Here is a 17,521-nt window from a genome sequence, read left to right on the forward strand (position 1 = left end):
TCAGAGGTTCGTGGCCGGGAGCGATCGCCAGCCCCGGGTGAACGGGGAATGGATGCGGACGGCCCTCGTCCTGTCGACGCCTATGTTCGGGTGACGGGAGAGAAGCTCTTCCAGGGCTACTCTGGCTTGCAGTTTGGCCAGGTGGGATCCGATGCAGAAATGGACTCCGGTGGCGAAGCCGAGGTGGCGCGGGATGGCGCGGGTCACGTCCAGGCGATCCGCGTCCGGCCCGAACTCGCGCTCGTCGCGGTTGGCGGAGCCGTACAGCATCATCACCTTCTGGCCCGCCGGGATCTCGACGTCGTGGAGGGTCACGGGTCTGGTCGTCGTGCGGGCGAGGGCCTGCACCGACCCCTCCAGGCGGAGGAACTCCACGAGGGCGCCGGTGATCAGGGCCGGGTCGGCGAGCAGTCTCTCGCGCTCGGCCGGGTGCTCGTCCAGGAGCGCGACGGCGTGGGAGATCAGGTTGCCGGTGGTGTCGTTGCCGCCGGCGACCATGACGAAGCAGAAGCCGAGGACGTCCCAGTCGGTCAGCTTCTCGCCGTCGGCCTCGGCGGCGGTCAGCGCGCTGATCAGGTCGTCGCCCGGATCGGCGCGGCGGGCGGCGATCACGTCGGTGAAGTAGCCGAACATCTCCGCGACGGCGTCGGCCGCGCCGGCCTCGTTCAGGGAGGCGGCGGTGAAGCCGTCGTCCTGGAGGGTGGTCAGCGCGGAGACCCAGGGGGCGAACCGCGCCCGGTCCGGCTCGGGGACGCCGAGCAGGTGGGCCAGGGCGTAGGTGGGGATCGGCGAGGAGAAGTCGCGGTGCAGGTCGGCCTGCTCGCCGTCGGCTTCGCGTCGTTCCATGGCGGCGATCCGGTCGCGGACGAACGCGCGCAGGCGGTCCTCCAGGGCGGCGACGCGGCGGGGCGTGAAGCCGTGGCTGACCAGGCGGCGCAGCGCGGTGTGCCGGGGCGGGTCCAGCATCACGATCGTCGGGGCGAGGCCGAGCCTGCCGATCTCGTCGGGGTAGAAGGTCAGGCCCTGCGCGGAGGAGAACGCGGCGGGGTCGCGGACGGCCGCCCAGACGTCCTCGAAGCGGGACAGGGCCCAGAACGGCGGGTCGTCGTGCCGGTGGACCGGATCCTCGTCGCGCAGCCGGCGGTAGGCGGGGTACGGGTCGGCCTGGAAGGCGGGGGAGAACGGGTCGTACATGGTAACGGCCTCCGTTATTAACGCCTCCTGTTAGTATCATCGGCGTGCCGAAGGACGCAACCGCCACCCGAGAACGCCTCATGGCCGCCGGAGCCCGCCTCTTCGCCACCGAAGGCGTCGACCGCGCCCGCACCCGCGACATCGTCGAACGCGCCGGCCAGGCCAACGACTCCGCGATCACCTACCACTTCGGCTCCCGCGGCGGCCTCCTCGCCGCCATCCTCAAAGCCGGCGTCGAACGCATGGAGCCCGGCCGCGCCGCCTCCCTCGGCCCCCTCCGCACGGCCCCGCTCCGCGCCGTCGTCGCCGCCATCGTCGAACCCACCGCCGCCGAACTCCGCACCGAACAGGGCCGCGACTTCCTCCGCATCGTCGTCCAGGTCGCCGGGCAGGCCGGCATCCGCGGCCACAACCTCCCGCCGCTGATCAAGGACACCGCCCTCGCGGCCCAGCTCGCCGCCCTCGAAGACCGCTGCCGCGCCTTCCTCACCGAGACGCTCGCCCAGGAGCGCATCTCCGTCTTCATCGCCTTCCTCACCGCCGCCCTCGCCGACCGCGTCGGACGTGCCGACTCCCACCTCGGCCACGACGCCTTCGTCCGCGACCTCACCGACATGCTCACCGCCGCGCTCGCCGCCAATCAGTTTGCCTAAGCCCCCCGGGCCCCATAGAGTTATCTCAACGCCGCGGGGTGGAGCAGTTCGGTAGCTCGCTGGGCTCATAACCCAGAGGTCGCAGGTTCAAATCCTGCCCCCGCTACTGGTCCTGGGGTCCCCTTGGTCGGGCGCTTTGCGCCCTCCCAAGGGGACCCTTCGCATTTCTCCCAGGGGGGCGACCCCCTGGAACCCCCGATGTGGGGGCTCCGCCCCCACGCCCCCTTGTGTGGGGGGCCTTTGGGCGGGCGCTGGGCGCCCTTCCTTGGCGGTTGTCGTGGGTGTGCGGGTGGGTGCGGGGTTTTTGAGCCGGCGCTTTGTGTTTATGGGTCTCGGGCGTTCATATGCTTTGGGGTATGCGGAATGGGTGGGCTGCCGGGCTGGATGTTTGTTCGGTGCTGGTCTTCGTGGGGATCGGGCGGGCCTCGCATGATGAGGGGCTGGGCCTGGTTGGGTTTGCTGGTGCGGCCTGGCCGTTTTTGGTGGGGCTGGCCTTGGGGTGGGGTGTTACCCGGGCCTGGAGGGGGCCGGCGGTGCTCTTTCCCGTGGGGGTGGGGATCTGGGCGGCGACGCTCGTCGTGGGGATGCTGCTCAGGGCGGTTTCGGGGCAGGGGACGGCGGTCGCGTTCGTGGTGGTGGCGACCCTGTTCCTCGCGGCCGTGCTTCTGGGGTGGCGGGCCCTTTTTGATCGTTTCTCCGGTTGACGGCCGGGCCCGGGCACTGGTGAAGTTACCCACGAGTCAGGTACGGGCGAAGGGAACGAGATGGCATCAGCGCTGCGGGACTGGCTGGACAAGCCGAAGGCCGGACGCGGCGTCCATCTCGCGCGGGATGACGGCTCCTGGGAGTTTCGCGAGTACACGGCGCTGGCGGGTGCCGCGCGGCGGACCGGGGCGGCGCTGATCGAGGAGGGTGTCGCTCCCGGGGATGTCGTGTGCGTCATCCTGCCCACGGACTTCACGTGTATCGAGACGTACTACGGGGTCTGGGCGGCGGGTGCCACGGTGTGTCTCATCACGCCGCCGTTGTTCCAGGACGGGGACGACTACGTGGCGCATGTGGCCGCCATTCTTCGGCAGGCCCGGCCCGTTCTGGTGGTGGCCTCGGAGGAGCTCTCCCCTTTGGCGGGGCGTGCCATGGCGGAGGCGGGGGTGGGGGGAGCTCCCTGGCGGCCCCGGCAGGGTGATGCTGAGGCGCCGGTGCAGGATGCGGGGGAGTTGGCGCTTCTTCAGTTCACGTCTGGGTCTAGTGGGGCGCCTCGGGGGGTTGTTGTTACTTGGGAGAATCTCGAGGCGAATGCCGAGCTGATCGCTCGGACGGCCGGGTTCGAGGATGAGGACGTCGTTTCGTCGTGGCTGCCGCTCTACCACGACATGGGGTTGATCGGGTGCTTCCTCGTGCCGATCGCGCGGCAGGGGCACCTGCGGCTGATGCGGCCCGACCACTTCATCCGGGACCCGGCGAGATGGGTGCGGACCTTCGCGGAGGCGGCGCACACGGCGGCGCCTCCGTTCGCGTTCGCGTACGCGGCGCGGCGGATCAAGCCGGAGCAGCTGGAGGGCGTGGACCTGTCGGGGTGGCGGACCGCGATCATCGGGGCGGAGCCGATCGACCCGCACGCCCTGGAGGTGTTCGCGCGGATGGCCGAGCCGTTCGGGTTCGCGCGCGAGTCGTTCAAGCCCGCCTACGGGATGGCGGAGACGACGCTGCTGGTCACGATGGACCAGGTGCGGCGCCGGCCGCTGGCCGTGCGGCCCGATGACTCCTCGTTGGAGTTCGGGAAGCCTGTGCGGGTTCTGGAGGAGCATGAGCTGGGGCCTGAGTCCGTGGGGGCCAAGGCCGGGTGGGTGGTGGGGTGCGGGACTCCTGAGGAGGATGTGCCGGTCAGCATCGTTGATGATGACGGGCGGGTGTTGGGGGAGGGGTTTCTCGGCGAGATCGTTGTCGGTGGGGCTTCCGCGTGCGGGGGGTATTACGCGGGGGCGGAGGGCAGGTCGACGCGATTTGACGGTGGATTCGTTTTTACGGGGGATGCCGGGTTCTTCTATCGCGGGCAGTTGTTCGTGCTCGGGCGGATGGGGGACAGCATCAAAGTGCGTGGGCGGTCCGTTTATGTCGAGGATCTTGAGGCCAAGATCGCCGAGGTGAGCGGGCTGGGTAAGGGGCGCATCGTGGTGGTGGGCGTTCCGGGGGCCGGGACCAAGGGGTTGGCGCTGTTCGCGGAGACGGCCGATGAGGGGTGGGTCTCCGAGGTCCGCGAGATGCTGCGGCGGCGGCTCGGGGACGAGGTCGAGGTCACCGTGGTGGTGGGCAGCGGCCTCATCCAGCGGACCTCCAGCGGCAAGCCGCGGCGGCGGTACATGTGGGAGCTGCTCCGCGCGGGACGGATGGCGGGAGCCCGCACGTTGTAGCAGCATGTCGTGGATGCCCTCTCTGCTCGGCGCGGTGGTCCGCACCGCCCAGAACGCCCTGGAAGTCGTGCGGTTCGGTGGCCTGGACACCGATGACGACGCCTCGCCCTACGAGGTGGTCGCCGAACGCCGGACCCATCGGCTGCGGCACTACTTTCCGGGGAGTGGGCCGCGGCCCGTGGTGGTGCTGGTGCCGCCGCTGATGGTCAGCGCCGAGGTGTACGACATCTCGTCGCGGGTCAGCGCCGTGGGCGTGCTGCACGAGGCGGGCGTCGATCCGTGGGTCGTCGACTTCGGGGCGCCCGAGAGGGAGCCGGGCGGGCTGGAGCGGACCGTCACCGACCACGTGCTGGCGGTCGGTGAGGCGGTCGACCGGGCCCGGGAGATCACCGGGCGGGACGTGCACCTGGCGGGCTACTCGCAGGGCGGGATGTTCTGCTACCAGGCGGCCGCGTACCGGCGGGGCGAGGGCATCGCGTCGGTGGTGTCGTTCGGCAGTCCCGCCGACACCAGTGTCGGGTTGCCGTTCGGGCTGCCCGCGTGGATCGCGAGCGAGACCGGGCGCATCCCGCTGGGCGGCTTCGCGGTGCCCGGGTGGGTGACGCGGACCGGGTTCCAGCTGCTGAGCCCGGTGAAGTCGGTGCGCAGCCGGGTCGACTTCATCCTGGGGCTGCACGACCGGGAGCGGCTCGCGCCCCGGGAGCGGCAGCGGCGCTTCCTGGAGCGGGAGGGCTGGGTGTCCTGGCCGGGGCCCGCGCTGGCGGAGTTCGTGCGGCAGTTCATCGCGCACAACCGCATGCTGACCGGCGGGTTCGTCATCGGGGACCGGCTGGTGACGCTGGCCGACATCTCCTGCCCGGTGCTGACGTTCGTGGGGGAGGCCGACGAGATCGCCTCGCCGGAGATGGTGCGGGGGATCCGGCGGGCGGCGCCGCGGGCGGAGGTGTACGAGGCGTTCCTGCGGGCCGGGCACTTCGGCCTGGTGGTCGGCAGTCTCGCGGCGGCCCGGACGTGGCCCGCGGTGGCGGACTGGGCGAAGTGGCGGGAGGGGCTGGGAGAGCTGCCGGAGATCGTGGTCCCGGCGGGCGCGGAGGTTCCCGCGCCGTCCGGTGGGGCGGCGGAGTACGGGCTGCAGCTGGTCGCCGGGATCGGGGCCGGCGCGGTCAGGTCGGCGGCGCGGGTCGTCCGGAGTTCCAAGCAGCTGGGGCAGGAGGCCGCTCAGAACCTGCCGCGGCTGGCCCGGCTGGAGCGGATCGAGTCCGGCACGCGGATGTCGCTGGGCCTGCTGCTGGACGAGCAGGCCGGGCGGGCCCCGGACGATGTCTTCTTCCTGTACCGGGGGAGGGCGTACACGCAGGAGGCGGCCAAGCACCGGATCGACGCGGTGGTGCGCGGGCTGATCCATATCGGGGTGCGGCAGGGCGATCCGGTGGGCGTGCTGATGGACACCCGGCCGACGGCGCTCGCGCTGGTCGCCGCGTTGAGCCGGCTGGGCGCGGTGGCGGTGCTGCTGCGGCCGGACGGGGACGTGCGGCGCGAGGCCGAGCTGGGCGAGGTGCGCCGCGTCATCGCCGATCCGGAGAACGTGCGCCGCGCCCTGGAGTTGGACGTGGAGACCTTCCTGCTGGGGGGCGTGCGGGACGGGCGCGATGTCGACGTCTTCGACATGGAGCGGATCGACCCCGAGTCGGTCAAGGTCCCGGGCTGGTACGAGCCCAACCCCGGGCTGGCGGGTGATCTGGCGCTGGTGCTGTTCACCGGGGACGGTGAGCACCTGCGGGCGAGCCGCATCACCAACCGGCGGTGGGCGCTGTCGGCGTTCGGGACGGCCTCGTCGGCGGCGCTGTCCCCGGCCGACACCGTGTTCAGCCTGACGCCGTTGCAGCACCCGTCGGCGCTGCTGATGAGCCTGGGCGGCGCGGCGGCGGGCGGGGCGCGGCTGGCCCTGGCGAGCGCCTACGACCCCGAGACGTTCTGGGACGAGGCGCGGCGGTACGGCGTGACGGTCGCCTCGTACACCTGGACGCTGCTGCGCGACCTGGTGAACGCGCCCCCGCATCCGGGCGAGCGGCACCATCCCGTGCGGCTGTTCATCGGCTCGGGCATGCCGCGCGGCCTGTGGCGGAGGGTGGAGCGGCGGTTCGCCCCGGCCCGGGTGCTGGAGTTCTACGCCTCCACCGAGGGCGAGGCGATCCTGGTCAATGTCAGCGGGAAGAAGCCCGGCTCGCTGGGCCGTCCGCTGCCGGGCAGTGCCGAGACCCGGCTGGCCCTGTACGACCTGGAGAACGGCCGCCTGGCGGAAGGCCCCGACGGGTTCGCGGTGGAGTGCGAGCCGGGTGAGATCGGGATGCTCGTGGCGCGGGTCCAGCCGGGCCAGGGGCGGCCGCTGCGCGGGCTGTTCGCGCCCGGTGACGCGTGGGCGTCCACCGGCGACCTGTTCCACCGGGACGAGGACGGGGACTTCTGGCTGGCCGGGCGGGACGCCGAGCTGATCCGTACGGCGGAGGGCGTGGTCCCGCCGGGACCGATCCGGGACGCCCTGGGTGATCTGCCTTACATCGATGTCGTGGCCGTCTACGGCGTGCCCGCGGGCGGTGCGGAGCTGGCCGCGGCGGCGGTGACGCTGCGGGAGGGCGCCGAGCTCCGGCCCATCGACCTGACGGAGGCGCTCCTGCGGCTCCCGCCGGAACTGCGGCCCGCCCTGGTCAGGGTGGTGGACGAGGTCCCGGTGACGGCCGGGCGGCGGCTGCGCACCGATCCGCTGAGGGCCGAGGGCGTCCCGGCCGCCGAGGGCCGGGCCTACTACCGGGACCGCGCGGGGGCCTACCGCCCGCTCACCGAGCCGGCCCGCCGCCGGCTGGCTTCGAGCTGACGCTCGACTGGACGTCCGGGGCGAGGCTGGGTTACAACAAAGCTACAGATTTCGCGTTTTTGTTCCTCGGCCGGAGGGGTTCATGGCCAGCATCCTCGCGTCGCCGCCGGAGGGCAGCGGGCTCAAGGCCGTCGTCGGGCAGCCCGGTCCGCCCTATATCGGCAACACGCTCCAGGTCATGCGGCAGCCGTTCAAGGTGGCGCAGCGGCGGTACGAGCAGTTCGGACCGGTGAGCTGGGGCTGGCTGCTCGGGCAGCGGATGGTGACCGTGCAGGGGCCGGAGGCCGCCGAGACCGTCCTGGTCAACCGGGACAAGGCGTTCGCCAACGGGCCCGCCTGGAGTTACCTGATCGGGCCGTTCTTCTACCGGGGCATCATGCTCCTGGACTTCGAGGAGCACCTGCATCACCGGCGGATCATGCAGCAGGCGTTCACCCGGGACCGGTTGCGCTCGTACATGACGGCGATGGCCCCCGGGATCAAGGACGGCCTCGGGAAGTGGGAGCCCGGGCAGGGCTTCACGGTGTACGACCACATCAAGCAGCTCACGCTCGATCTGGCCACCGACGTGTTCATGGGCGTGGAGCTGGGGCGGGCCGAGGCGGACCGGGTCAACGGGGCGTTCGTCGACGCGGTGCGCGCCGGGACCGCCTACGTCCGTTTCCCGGTGCCCGGCCTGCGGTGGCACAAGGGGGTCCAGGCGCGGAGGGTGCTGGAGGCGTTCTTCCGGCGGCAGCTGCCCGCCAAGCGGCGGGACGGCGGGGACGACCTGTTCGCGGCGCTGTGCCAGGCCGAGACCGACGACGGGCACCGGTTCACCGACGACGACGTCGTCAACCACATGATCTTCGCGTTGATGGCGGCGCACGACACGACCACCATCACCCTGACGACCATGGCGTACTACCTGGCCAAGTTCCCCGAGTGGCAGGAGCGGCTGCGGGACGAGTCGCTGGCGCTCGGCAGGCCGGTGCTGGAGTTCGACGACCTGGACGCGCTGCCGTCGGCGGATCTGGTGATGAAGGAGGCGCTGCGGCTGCTGCCGCCCGTCCCGGCCCTGCCGCGCCGCGTGGTGAAGGACACCTCCATTCTCGGCTACCACATTCCCGCCGGGACGACCGTGGTGGTGCCGGCGCTCACCAACCACCACATGGCCGAATGGTGGCCCGACCCGGAGCGGTTCGATCCGGAGCGGTTCGCCCCCGAGCGGCGCGAGGACAAGATCCACAAGTACGCCTGGGCGCCGTTCGGGGGCGGCGCGCACAAGTGCATCGGGCTGCACTTCGCCGGAATGCAGGTCAAGAGCATCCTGCACCAGGTGCTGCTGAACTACCGGTGGAGCGTGCCCGGCCGGTACGAGTGGCCGCTGGACACCACGTCCCTCCCCTCGCCCAGGGACGGGCTGCCCGTGCGGCTCGAGCGCTTGGAGGCGGGATGAGCAAGGTCATCGCGATCACGGGGGCGGCGCGGGGGATCGGGTACGCCACCGCGCGGGCGCTCAAGGCCAAGGGCGCCACGGTGGTGATCGGCGACATCGACGAGAGCGCGGTCAAGGAGGCGGGCGCGCGGCTGGGCGTCGCGGCGCATCCCCTGGACGTGACCTCGCGGGAGTCGTTCACCGCCTTCCTCGCCGCGGCGGGTCCGCCGGACGTGCTGATCAACAACGCGGGGATCATGCCGATCGGGCCGGTGACCGGCGAGAGCGACGCCGACGCGCGGCGCTGCCTCGACATCAACGTGCACGGCGTCATGCTCGGCACCAAGCTCGCCCTGGAGGGCATGCTGCCGCGCGGCAGGGGCCACATCATCAACATCGCGTCCCTGGCGGGCGTGCTCTACACCCCGGGCCTGGCGCTCTACAACGCCAGCAAGGCCGCGGTCGTCGCGTTCACCGAGGCCACCCGCCTGGAGGTGCTGGACCGGGGGGTGCACGTCAGCGCGGTGCTGCCCACGTTCACCGACACCGAGCTGGTCGCGGGCACCGCCAGTCCCAAGGGCCAGCCGAACGCCGAGCCGGAGGACATCGCCGCCGCGGTCGTCGAGCTGATCGGGCGGCCCCGGCCGCAGGTCGTCGTCCCGCGCAAGCTGGGCGCGCAGGCGCGCCTGGGGGTGCTGTTCCCGGACCGGCTCAAGCGGGCGATCGCGCGCCGGTACGGGCTGGACAGGATCTTCCTGGAGTACGACCCGGAGGCGCGCAGGGCCTACGACGAGCGCATCCGCTCATGACCGAGCGGATCGCCGGGCTGCTGGCGCGGCTGCCGGACGCCGGGCACGACGGCGACGACCTGGACGCCCGGATCCTCGACGCCGCGCTGGCCGAGTTCGAGAGCTACGGGCTGCGCCGGGTCAGCGTCGAGGACGTCGCCAAGCGCGCCGGCGTCGCCCGCACCACCATCTACCGCCGCTTCACCAACAAGGAGCAGCTGCTCCAGGCGGTGATCCTGCGGGAGTGCCGCCGCTTCCTGACCTCGATCGCCGAGGCGACCGAGGACCTGCCCTCGCCGGAGGACGCCGTCGTCGAGGGCTTCGTCGCCGGGCTGCGGGGCGCCCGCACCCATCCGCTGATGACCCGGGTGCTGGAGAGCGAGCCGGAGGCGTTCCTGCCGCAGCTGAGCATGAACGGCGGCGCCGTGATGCTGGCCGCCCGCGACATCCTCGCCGACCGGCTGCGCCGCGCCCGTCCCGACGACCGCGAGGACTACGCCGCCGTCGCCGAGGTGCTGCTCCGGGTGGCGGTCTCGCTGCTGCTGGTCCCGGGCGGCGGGCTGGCCCTGGACGACGAGGACGACATCCGCGCCTTCGCCCGCTCCTACCTCACCCGCATGCTCCACCGGCCCGAATAATCGATTGCCCGTCCCGTGGGTCGTTCCCTAACGTGGAGGCACACCGACGCGGGGTGGAGGCAATTCGGAAGCCCACCGGTCTCATAAGCCGGGTTATGCGGGTTCAAATCCCGCCCCCGCCACTGTTGCGAACGCCCGGGCCGTCACCGACGGCCCGGGCGTTCGGCCGTTCGCTAAGCTCAGCGGGGTCGAATCTCGTTCTAGTGGCGGAGGTGGGCGGGCGCATGGAGACGGTGGTCCAAACCCTGTACGGCAGAGTGCGCGGCACCCGCGGAAACGGCGTCTCGGCCTTCCTCGGCGTGCCCTACGCCGCGCCCCCGTTCGGCCCTGACCGGTTCGGCCCGCCCCGTCCGCCCGAGCCCTGGGACGGGATCCGCGACGCCACCGCCTACGGGCCCACCGCCCCCAAGGCCCCCTACGCCAAGCCGTTCGACCGGCTGCTGCCCGACCCCGACATCCCCGGCGAGGACTGCCTCAACCTCAACGTCTGGACGCCCGGCGGCGAGGGCCTGCCGGTCATGGTGTGGATCCACGGCGGCGCGTTCCGCAACGGCTCGGGCGCGGTCGGCACCTACAACGGCGCCGCCTTCGCCCGCGACGGCGTGGTCTGCGTGACCGTCAACTACCGGCTCGGCGTCGAGGGCTTCGCCTACCTGCCCGGCGCGGCGGCGCCCGCCAACCGCGGCCTGCGCGACCAGATCGCCGCGCTGGAGTGGGTCCGCGGCAACATCGCCGCGTTCGGCGGCGACCCCGCCCGGGTCACCGTCTTCGGCGAGTCGGCGGGCGGGATGAGCGTCAGCACGCTGCTGTCGCTCGACCTCGGCCTCTTCCACCGCGCGATCGCCCAGAGCGGGGCCGGGGCCGTGGCGCAGACCGCCGAGGACGCCCTGCTGGTCACCAAGGAGATCGCGGCCCGGCTCGGCGTGGAGCCGAGCGCCGAGGCGTTCGCCGCCCTCGACCCGGCCGCGATCATCCCCGCGCAGAGCGCGGTGTCGGCGGAGGTGTCGGCGGTGCCCGACCCCGGCCGCTGGGGCGCGAGCACCGCCGCGTCCGGGATGGCGCTGATCCCCGTGCTGGACGGCGACCTGCTGGCGCGCCGTCCCGAGGACGCCGTCGCCGCCGGGGCGGGCCGGGACGTGGACCTGCTCGCCGGCTACACCAGCGAGGAGTTCCGGCTGTTCCTGATGCCGACCGGGCTGGCCGCCGCGCTCACCGACGACGTGGTGGGGCTGGTGGCCGCCGGGATGGGCGTGCCGCCGGGGGTGATCGCCGCGTACCGCGAGCGGCACGCCGGGACGGCCGCGGGCGAGCTGCTGGCCATGATCATCACCGACGGCCTGTTCCGGATGCCCGCCAACCGCCTCGCCGAAGGCCACTCCGCCGGGCGCACCTGGATGTACGAGTTCGCCTGGCGCTCGCCCAGTCCCGATCTGGGCGCCTGCCACGCGCTGGAGCTGCCGTTCGTCTTCGACACCCTGGAGACCGGCGGGGAGCTGACCGGCTCCGACCCGCCGCGGGACCTGGCCGCCGCCATGCACCGGGCCTGGGTCGACTTCGCCGTGGCCGGCGACCCCGGCTGGGAGCGGTTCGAGCCCGGCACCCGCCTGGTCAAGGTGTTCGACGGCGCCGCCGACGCCGTGGTCGCCGACCCGAGGGGCGCCGACCGCGAGCTCTGGTGACCGCCCGCCCCTAGTCGGCCAGGATCCGGTCGGCCAGGTGCTCGGCGATCGCCAGGGACGAGGTGGCCGCGGGCGACGGGGCGTTCCGCACGGTCGTGACGGGGCCCAGCCGGCCGATCCGGAAGTCGTCCACCAGGGACCCGTCCGGATCGACGGCCTGGGCCCGCACCCCGGCGGGCGCGGGCACCATGTCGGCGGCCTCCAGCGCCGGCACGAACGCGCGGGCCTCGGAGAGGAAGGCCCGCTTAACCGCCGAGCCGTACATCTCCTTGATCCCGGTCCGCCAGTGCCGCGCGGCCATGCGGCGGAAACCGGGCCAGCGCAGCGTCTCCCACAGCTCCCCGGGCCGCACGTCGCGGCGCCGGTAGCCCTCGCGGGCCAGCGCCAGGACCGCGTTGGGGCCGATGTCGACGCCGCCGCCGACGCGCCGGGTGAAGTGCACGCCCAGGAACGGGTAGCGCGGGTCGGGCACCGGGTAGATGAGCCCGCGGACGAGGTCGTCCCGCTCGGGGACGAGCCGGTAGTACTCGCCGCGGAACGGCACGATCGCCGGGGCCGGGGAGTCGCCGGCCATCCGGGCCAGCCGGTCGGTCTGCAGGCCGCCGCAGATCACCAGCCGGTCGAACAGCAGTTCCTCGCCGGGGGAGGCGACCGTGACGGACCCGCCCCGGCGGCCGAGGCGCGTCACCTCGAACCCCAGCCGCAGCTCGCCGCCCGCGGCCCGCACGTCGTCGGCGTAGGCCCGGGTCACCGCCGTGAAGTCGACGATCGCGGTATGCGGCGAGTGCAGCGCGGCGACCCCGGCGGCGTGCGGCTCGATCTCCCGCAGCTCCGCGCCGGTCAGGCGGCGCAGCCCGGGGACGCCGTTGGCGGTGGCGCGCCGCTCGATCTCCTCCAGCGGGCCCAGCTCGGCCGCGCTCCGCGCCACCACGACCTTGCCGCACTCCCGGTACGGCAGGCCCCGTTCCGCGCAGTAGTCGCGGAGCAGCACGATGCCGCGGCGGCACAGGGTGGCCTTGAGCGACCCGGGCTTGTAGTAGAGGCCCGCGTGCGCCACGCCGCTGTTGTGGCCCGTCTGGTGGGCCGCGATGCGGTCTTCCTTGTCGAGGACGGTCAGCCGCGCGTCAGGGCGCAGCTCCGCCAGCCGCCGTGCGACGGCCAGCCCCAGGATTCCCGCGCCCACCACACCGATCCGCGTCTCCGCCACACCCGCACCCTAGGCGAGCGCCGGCGCGCGGAACGCGGCGGGGCGGCGGCCGCGGGACCGCCGGGCCCCAGGTCAGCTGCCCAGGCGCTTGCGGCCCTGCGCGCGGACCCGGCGCCGCTGCGACGGGTCGAGCATCAGGTAGCCCACGACCGGGATCGCGGTCACGCCGAGCAGGATCAGCGCGACGGTCCACCAGCCCAGGATGGACAGGACCAGAAACGCGCCCACCCCGCCGATCAGGATCTTGGTCGGTGTCGACATCTTTAACCTCCGTACGGCCGCCCATCAGGAGAACGAGCGCACGCGGCCGGTCGTTCCACGATATGTCGCGTCTGCCGTCGAAGGCCAGATCGGGGCGGCCCGCAGGTCAGATGCGCCGTCAGATGCGCCGTCAGATGCGCAGGGAGAGCTGGCCGCCGCCCAGCACCCGCAGGACCTCGGCGTGCAGCCGGCCGTTGGTGCACAGGACGCTGCCGCCGTCGGGGCCCGGCACCCCGGACAGGTCGGTGAACATGCCCCCGGCCTCCTCCACGATCACCTGGAGGGCGGCCAGATCCCACAGCGACACCTCCGGCTCGGTGGAGATGTCGACCGCGCCCTCGGCGACCATCATGTGCGACCAGAAGTCACCGAAGGCGCGGGTCCGCCACACCGAGCGGGTCAGGTCGAGGAAGCGTTCGAGCCGCCCCTCCTCCTCCCAGCCGGTGAGGCTGGAGAACGACAGCGACGCGTCCGACAGCTCGGTCACCGACGACACCTGCATCCGGGACGCCCGGGACAGGCTGCGGCCCGTCCAGGCGCCGCCGCCGCGCGCCGCCCACCAGCGCCGGTTGAGCGCCGGCGCCGACACCAGCCCGACCACGACCTCGTCGTCCTCCATCAGCGCGATCAGGGTCGCCCAGACCGGGACGCCGCGCACGAAGTTCTTGGTGGCGTCGATCGGGTCGATGATCCAGCACCGCTGGCTGAAGCCGGTCTTGCCGTACTCCTCGCCGATGACCGCGTCGCGCGGCCGGGCGCGCTTGAGCGTGCCGCGGATCTGCTCCTCGACGCTGCGGTCGGCGTCACTGACCGGGGTCAGGTCCGGCTTGGTCTCGATGTCGAGATCGAGCGCGCGGAAGCGCCTGGTCGTGATGTCGTCGGCCCCGTCCGCCAGTACATGCGCGAGACGCAGGTCATCGGAATAGCCCGCCACGGCGTGCCACGCTACCGCGATCACACCGTGCGCCGACACACTTACCGGCGTCGATGCGCCGAGGTGTGGCCCTCGGGGGAGGCGCGCGGGCCCGTGGGCGGGGCGTCGCGCGGCCGTTCGGGTCCCCGCGGATGGGAGCATGGGAGGATGGCGCACGACCTTCCCGGGTGGGTCGCCGAGCTGACCGACCCACGCCGGGCGCAGACGCTGGACGAGCTGGCCGACCGGCTGGTCCCCCTGGCCGAGCACGCCATCGACGTGTCACGGCGGCTGCAGACCCTGCTCAACGAGATCAACGACCCGTTCAAGAGGGACGCGCTGCAGGACCGCGTCGACCGCTTGAAGGCGCGGTCCGCCGAGGCGCTGGAGGAGATCGGCGGCGAGATCGCCGCGTCCGGCCGGGAGCGCCTTGACCGGGTCTGGACCGCCTGGCGGGAACGCTCCGGCGACGGGTCGGCCGGTGACGGGCGCGAGCGGGAGCTGCGCGGGCGGCTGGACGCCGAGATCGTCCCGGTCGTGGACGAGCGGCACCGGGAGGCCGCCGAGCGGGTCGCCGCCGCCACCTCGACCGGGCTGCAGGAGGCGACGCAGGTCCTGCTCGGCCGGGTGGAGGAGCTGGCCAAGGCGGTGACCGACCTGATCCACGACGTGCTGCCGCTGGCCCGCGAGGGGCTGGCGCTGGCGAGCCGGATCTCGGCGCTGTCGGCGCAGGCCCGGCAGGCGGGGCGGGGCCCGGTCCCCGGGCCGCTGCAGGAGGCGGGCGCGGAGACCGCGCGGGCGTTCGACGAGGCGGTGGCGCGGCTGGAGCTGGAGTGGGCGGCGCTGGGCGCCCGGTCGGCGACCGTGCGGGCCGCGCTGCGCGGCGCGGAGGAGGCGGCGTTCAGCCAGGTGGCGAACGCGATGACGCGGTGCGTCGAGGAGCTGGCCCCCGCGCACGTGCGGGCGCTCGACGAGGTGGAGGAGCGGGCGCGCGGCCTGCTGGACGAGCTGACCGCCTCCGACGGCCCCGAGCGCCACGAGCCGGACGGCTCCTCCGGCCGCGACTAGCGGCCGACGGACTGCGGGAAGCGGAACAGCGAGCTCGGGTCGTAGGCGGCCTTGACCCTGGCGAGCCGGTCGTGGTTGGCGCCGTAGTAGGCGCGCGGCCAGTCCCGCAGGTCGGGGTCGATGTAGTTGACGTAGGCGGCGCCGCCCAGATGGGGTTCCATCGCCCGGTGGGTGGCGCGCAACCAGCCGAGGTCGTCGCCGTCGGCCAGGTACTGGACGCAGAACAGGGCGCGGCGGTGCGGGAACGCGGTGGCGCCGGGCGCGGTGCGGGCGATCGCGCCGCCCATCGCGTCCATCAGCACTGACCGGCCGCCGACCCCGTTGCCGTCCGTGAACCGCCCGGTCAGCGCGCCGATCGCGGTGCCGGACAGCGGCCGGTGGGCGACGTGCGACTTGCCGGAGTAGTCGGTGCGGGGGAAGCGGCCCCCGGGCCGCCGGCCCGGCAGGTCGCCGCCCGCGTGGCACTCGGTGGTGGACTGGCCCGCGCAGCCGCCGGTGGCCTTCATGGCGTCCAGGTAGGAGCGGTTCTGCGCGTCGCGTCCGGACGGGTCGGCGCCGACGGCGGCGATCAGCCCGTCCAGGTCGGGTTCGCCGGGGGCGACGCCGGTGACGTCGACGGTCGGGGAGCCGCCCGACGGCTCGGTGTTGATCTGCAGGCTGGTCCAGATCTCGTCGGGCGCGGACGGCGCCCACCGCTGCCAGCCGCCGATCACCTCCGCCGCCCGCGACCACGGCCAGCGCAGCGAGAACGTGGTGAGGCCGCCGGCGGGATGGGTGCGGAAGGTGAACCCGACCGCGACGCCGAAGTTGCCGCCCCCGCCGCCGCGGCATGCCCAGAACAGCTCGGGGTCGCGGCGGGCGTCGCAGACCCGGTACCTGCCGTCGGCCGTGACGATTCCGACCGACTCCAGGACGTCGCAGGTCAGGCCGTGCGCCCGGGACATCACGCCGAGGCCGCCGCCCAGCGTCAGCCCGGCGACGCCCACGGTCGGGCAGGTGCCCGCGGGCACGGCGGCGCCCTCGGCCGCCAGCCGGTCGTAGAGGCCGATGAGGCGGGTCCCGGCGCCGACCGTGGCGCGCCCGCCGCGGCCCCCGCCCTCCACCCTGACCGAGTCCATCGGGGAGACGTCGATCACCAGGCCGGTCCCGGTGGACCAGCCCGCGTAGTTGTGGCCGCCGCTGCGCACCGCCACGGGCAGCCGCTTGGCCGCGGCGAACGCCAGGCACTCGGCCACGTCGGAGGGGCCGTCGCAGTAGGCCACGCCCGCCGGGCGGACCCGGTCGAAGCGCGGGATGTAGAGCCTTCTGGCCTCGTCGTACGCGGCGTCGCCGGGCCGGATCAGCCGCCCCTCCAGGCCGCGTTCGAGGGCGTTCCAGTCGGCCGGGGCGGTCACGGCGGGAGATCCGGCGGCGGGGGGCGCGGGCGTGCGGCGCGCGGCGGGCGGCCGGTTGTCGTCAGAGCACCCCGCCATCGTCGCACCCGACACGGCCGTACCGGCAGTGCCCAACGCCGTCATGAGGAACGCGCGTCGCTCCATCCGGCCATTGTCACCGCATCTCGGCGTCCTTGACCCCCCAACCGCTCAGAAGCCGCAGCGCCGTCTCCGACTCCGACCCCGCCTCCACGGTGTAGGTCACCAAAGCCTGGTCGGGGTCGTCGGGCAGCCGCAGCGTCTCGTAGTCCAGCGCGATGGCGCCGACCAGCGGATGGTGCACGTGCTTGCGCCCGTGGCCCTTGTCGCGCACGTTGTGGTCGGCCCACCAGCGGCGGAAGTCCTCGCTGCGCACCGACAGCTCCCCGACCAGCGCGGCGATCTCCGGGTCGCCGGGGTACTCGCCGGCCTTGAGCCGCAGGTACGCCACCGTCTCCTTCGCCTTGTACGTCCAGTCGTCGAACAGCGCCTGGACGTCCTCGTTCAGGAAGATCAGCCGGGCCCAGTTGCGCTCGGCCGGCGGCAGCGCGCCGAAGTCGGTGAACAGCGCGGCCGCGATCCGGTTCCAGCCGAGCACGTCGCAGCGCCGCCCGATGATGTAGGCCGGGACGCCGTCGGCCATCTCCAGCAGCCGCCGCAGCCCCGGCCGGACCCGTTCGGGACGGGGCGCGGGCCGCCGCCGCGCGGTCGCCTTCGGCCTGGCCAGGTTGCGAAGGTGGGCGCGCTCGTCGTGGTCGAGCCGCAGCGCCCGCGCCACCGCGTCCAGGACCTCCTCGGACACGTTGCGGGTGCGGCCCTGCTCCAGGCGCACGTAGTAGTCGACGCTCACCCCGGCGAGCTGCGCCAGCTCCTCGCGGCGCAGCCCGGGGACGCGGCGCCGCCCGCCGAACGGGCGGATCCCCACGTCCTCCGGCTGCAGCCTGGCCCGCCGGGACCGCAGGAACTCGCTCAGCTCGGCTCGCTTGTCCATGGGGTCAGTATCGGCGA

General features: G+C 73.3%; 15 protein-coding genes and 2 tRNA genes. 11 read left to right on the top strand and 6 right to left on the bottom strand.

The features are described from left to right. A complete protein-coding gene (locus tag ACFPZN_RS43675) occupies positions 1-1,194 on the bottom strand; it encodes a cytochrome P450 (RefSeq protein WP_378288649.1) in 1,194 nt (397 codons plus the stop codon). 44 nt (positions 1,195-1,238) lie between these two features. Here ACFPZN_RS43675 and ACFPZN_RS43680 point away from each other — a divergent pair, with 44 nt between their 5' ends. The 10 genes from ACFPZN_RS43680 (at position 1,239) to ACFPZN_RS43725 (ending at position 11,652) form a co-directional block, all read left to right on the top strand. After that, on the top strand, positions 1,239-1,847 hold the full coding sequence (locus ACFPZN_RS43680; protein ID WP_378288651.1) for a TetR family transcriptional regulator: 609 nt from the start codon (positions 1,239-1,241) through the stop codon (positions 1,845-1,847). 32 nt (positions 1,848-1,879) lie between these two features. Next, a tRNA-Met gene (locus tag ACFPZN_RS43685) sits at positions 1,880-1,953 on the top strand. Positions 1,954-2,203: 250 nt separating this feature from the next. Continuing rightward, positions 2,204-2,551, top strand: a complete 348-nt coding sequence (locus ACFPZN_RS43690) for a DUF3054 domain-containing protein (protein WP_378288653.1) — start codon at positions 2,204-2,206, stop codon at positions 2,549-2,551. Positions 2,552-2,611: 60 nt separating this feature from the next. Next, positions 2,612-4,258, top strand: coding sequence for an AMP-binding protein (locus ACFPZN_RS43695; protein ID WP_378288655.1), 1,647 nt, complete (start codon positions 2,612-2,614; stop codon positions 4,256-4,258). A 13-nt stretch (positions 4,259-4,271) separates the two neighbouring features. Further along, positions 4,272-7,130 carry an AMP-binding protein gene (locus tag ACFPZN_RS43700; RefSeq protein WP_378288657.1) on the top strand — a complete coding sequence of 953 codons (2,859 nt, stop codon included), beginning with the start codon at positions 4,272-4,274 and terminating at the stop codon, positions 7,128-7,130. Between the two features lie 82 nt (positions 7,131-7,212). Next, positions 7,213-8,568 (top strand): cytochrome P450, encoded by a 1,356-nt coding sequence (locus tag ACFPZN_RS43705; protein WP_378288659.1) that lies wholly within the window; start codon positions 7,213-7,215, stop codon positions 8,566-8,568. Continuing rightward, a complete protein-coding gene (locus ACFPZN_RS43710) occupies positions 8,565-9,356 on the top strand; it encodes an SDR family oxidoreductase (RefSeq protein WP_378288661.1) in 792 nt (263 codons plus the stop codon). The genes ACFPZN_RS43705 and ACFPZN_RS43710 overlap by 4 nt, the downstream gene beginning before the upstream one ends. Next, entirely contained in the window at positions 9,353-9,973 is a 621-nt protein-coding gene (locus ACFPZN_RS43715; RefSeq protein ID WP_378288663.1) for a TetR/AcrR family transcriptional regulator, read from the top strand. Before ACFPZN_RS43710 ends, ACFPZN_RS43715 begins: the two co-directional genes overlap by 4 nt. A gap of 47 nt (positions 9,974-10,020) precedes the next feature. Beyond that, positions 10,021-10,095, top strand: a tRNA-Met gene (locus ACFPZN_RS43720). 102 nt (positions 10,096-10,197) lie between these two features. After that, the gene (locus tag ACFPZN_RS43725) at positions 10,198-11,652 is read left to right on the top strand and encodes a carboxylesterase/lipase family protein (RefSeq protein WP_378288665.1); all 1,455 of its coding nucleotides are present in this window, start codon (positions 10,198-10,200) and stop codon (positions 11,650-11,652) included. A gap of 10 nt (positions 11,653-11,662) precedes the next feature. On the opposite strand, the gene lhgO is transcribed toward ACFPZN_RS43725, so the two are convergent. From lhgO to hisN, 3 genes are all read right to left on the bottom strand, one after another. After that, positions 11,663-12,859 carry an L-2-hydroxyglutarate oxidase gene (gene lhgO, locus ACFPZN_RS43730; RefSeq protein ID WP_378288667.1) on the bottom strand — a complete coding sequence of 399 codons (1,197 nt, stop codon included), beginning with the start codon at positions 12,857-12,859 and terminating at the stop codon, positions 11,663-11,665. A 72-nt stretch (positions 12,860-12,931) separates the two neighbouring features. Further along, positions 12,932-13,120, bottom strand: coding sequence for a hypothetical protein (locus ACFPZN_RS43735; RefSeq protein WP_378288669.1), 189 nt, complete (start codon positions 13,118-13,120; stop codon positions 12,932-12,934). A 130-nt stretch (positions 13,121-13,250) separates the two neighbouring features. Then, positions 13,251-14,054, bottom strand: coding sequence for a histidinol-phosphatase (gene hisN / locus ACFPZN_RS43740; protein ID WP_378288671.1), 804 nt, complete (start codon positions 14,052-14,054; stop codon positions 13,251-13,253). Positions 14,055-14,201: 147 nt separating this feature from the next. On the opposite strand from hisN, the gene ACFPZN_RS43745 reads away from it, so the two are divergent. Continuing rightward, entirely contained in the window at positions 14,202-15,101 is a 900-nt protein-coding gene (locus ACFPZN_RS43745; RefSeq protein WP_378288673.1) for a hypothetical protein, read from the top strand. Here ACFPZN_RS43745 and ACFPZN_RS43750 read toward each other — a convergent pair. Both ACFPZN_RS43750 and ACFPZN_RS43755 read right to left on the bottom strand, forming a co-directional pair. Then, positions 15,098-16,639 carry an FAD-binding oxidoreductase gene (locus ACFPZN_RS43750; protein ID WP_378288675.1) on the bottom strand — a complete coding sequence of 514 codons (1,542 nt, stop codon included), beginning with the start codon at positions 16,637-16,639 and terminating at the stop codon, positions 15,098-15,100. The two genes, ACFPZN_RS43745 and ACFPZN_RS43750, sit on opposite strands and share 4 nt — an antisense overlap. Positions 16,640-16,649: 10 nt before the next feature. Then, positions 16,650-17,504, bottom strand: a complete 855-nt coding sequence (locus tag ACFPZN_RS43755; RefSeq protein ID WP_378288677.1) for a helix-turn-helix transcriptional regulator — start codon at positions 17,502-17,504, stop codon at positions 16,650-16,652. Positions 17,505-17,521: the final 17 nt, after the last annotated feature.

The sequence above is a fragment of the Actinomadura rugatobispora genome (assembly GCF_042656285.1).
GTDB classification, from domain to species: Bacteria; Actinomycetota; Actinomycetes; order Streptosporangiales; family Streptosporangiaceae; genus Spirillospora; species Spirillospora rugatobispora.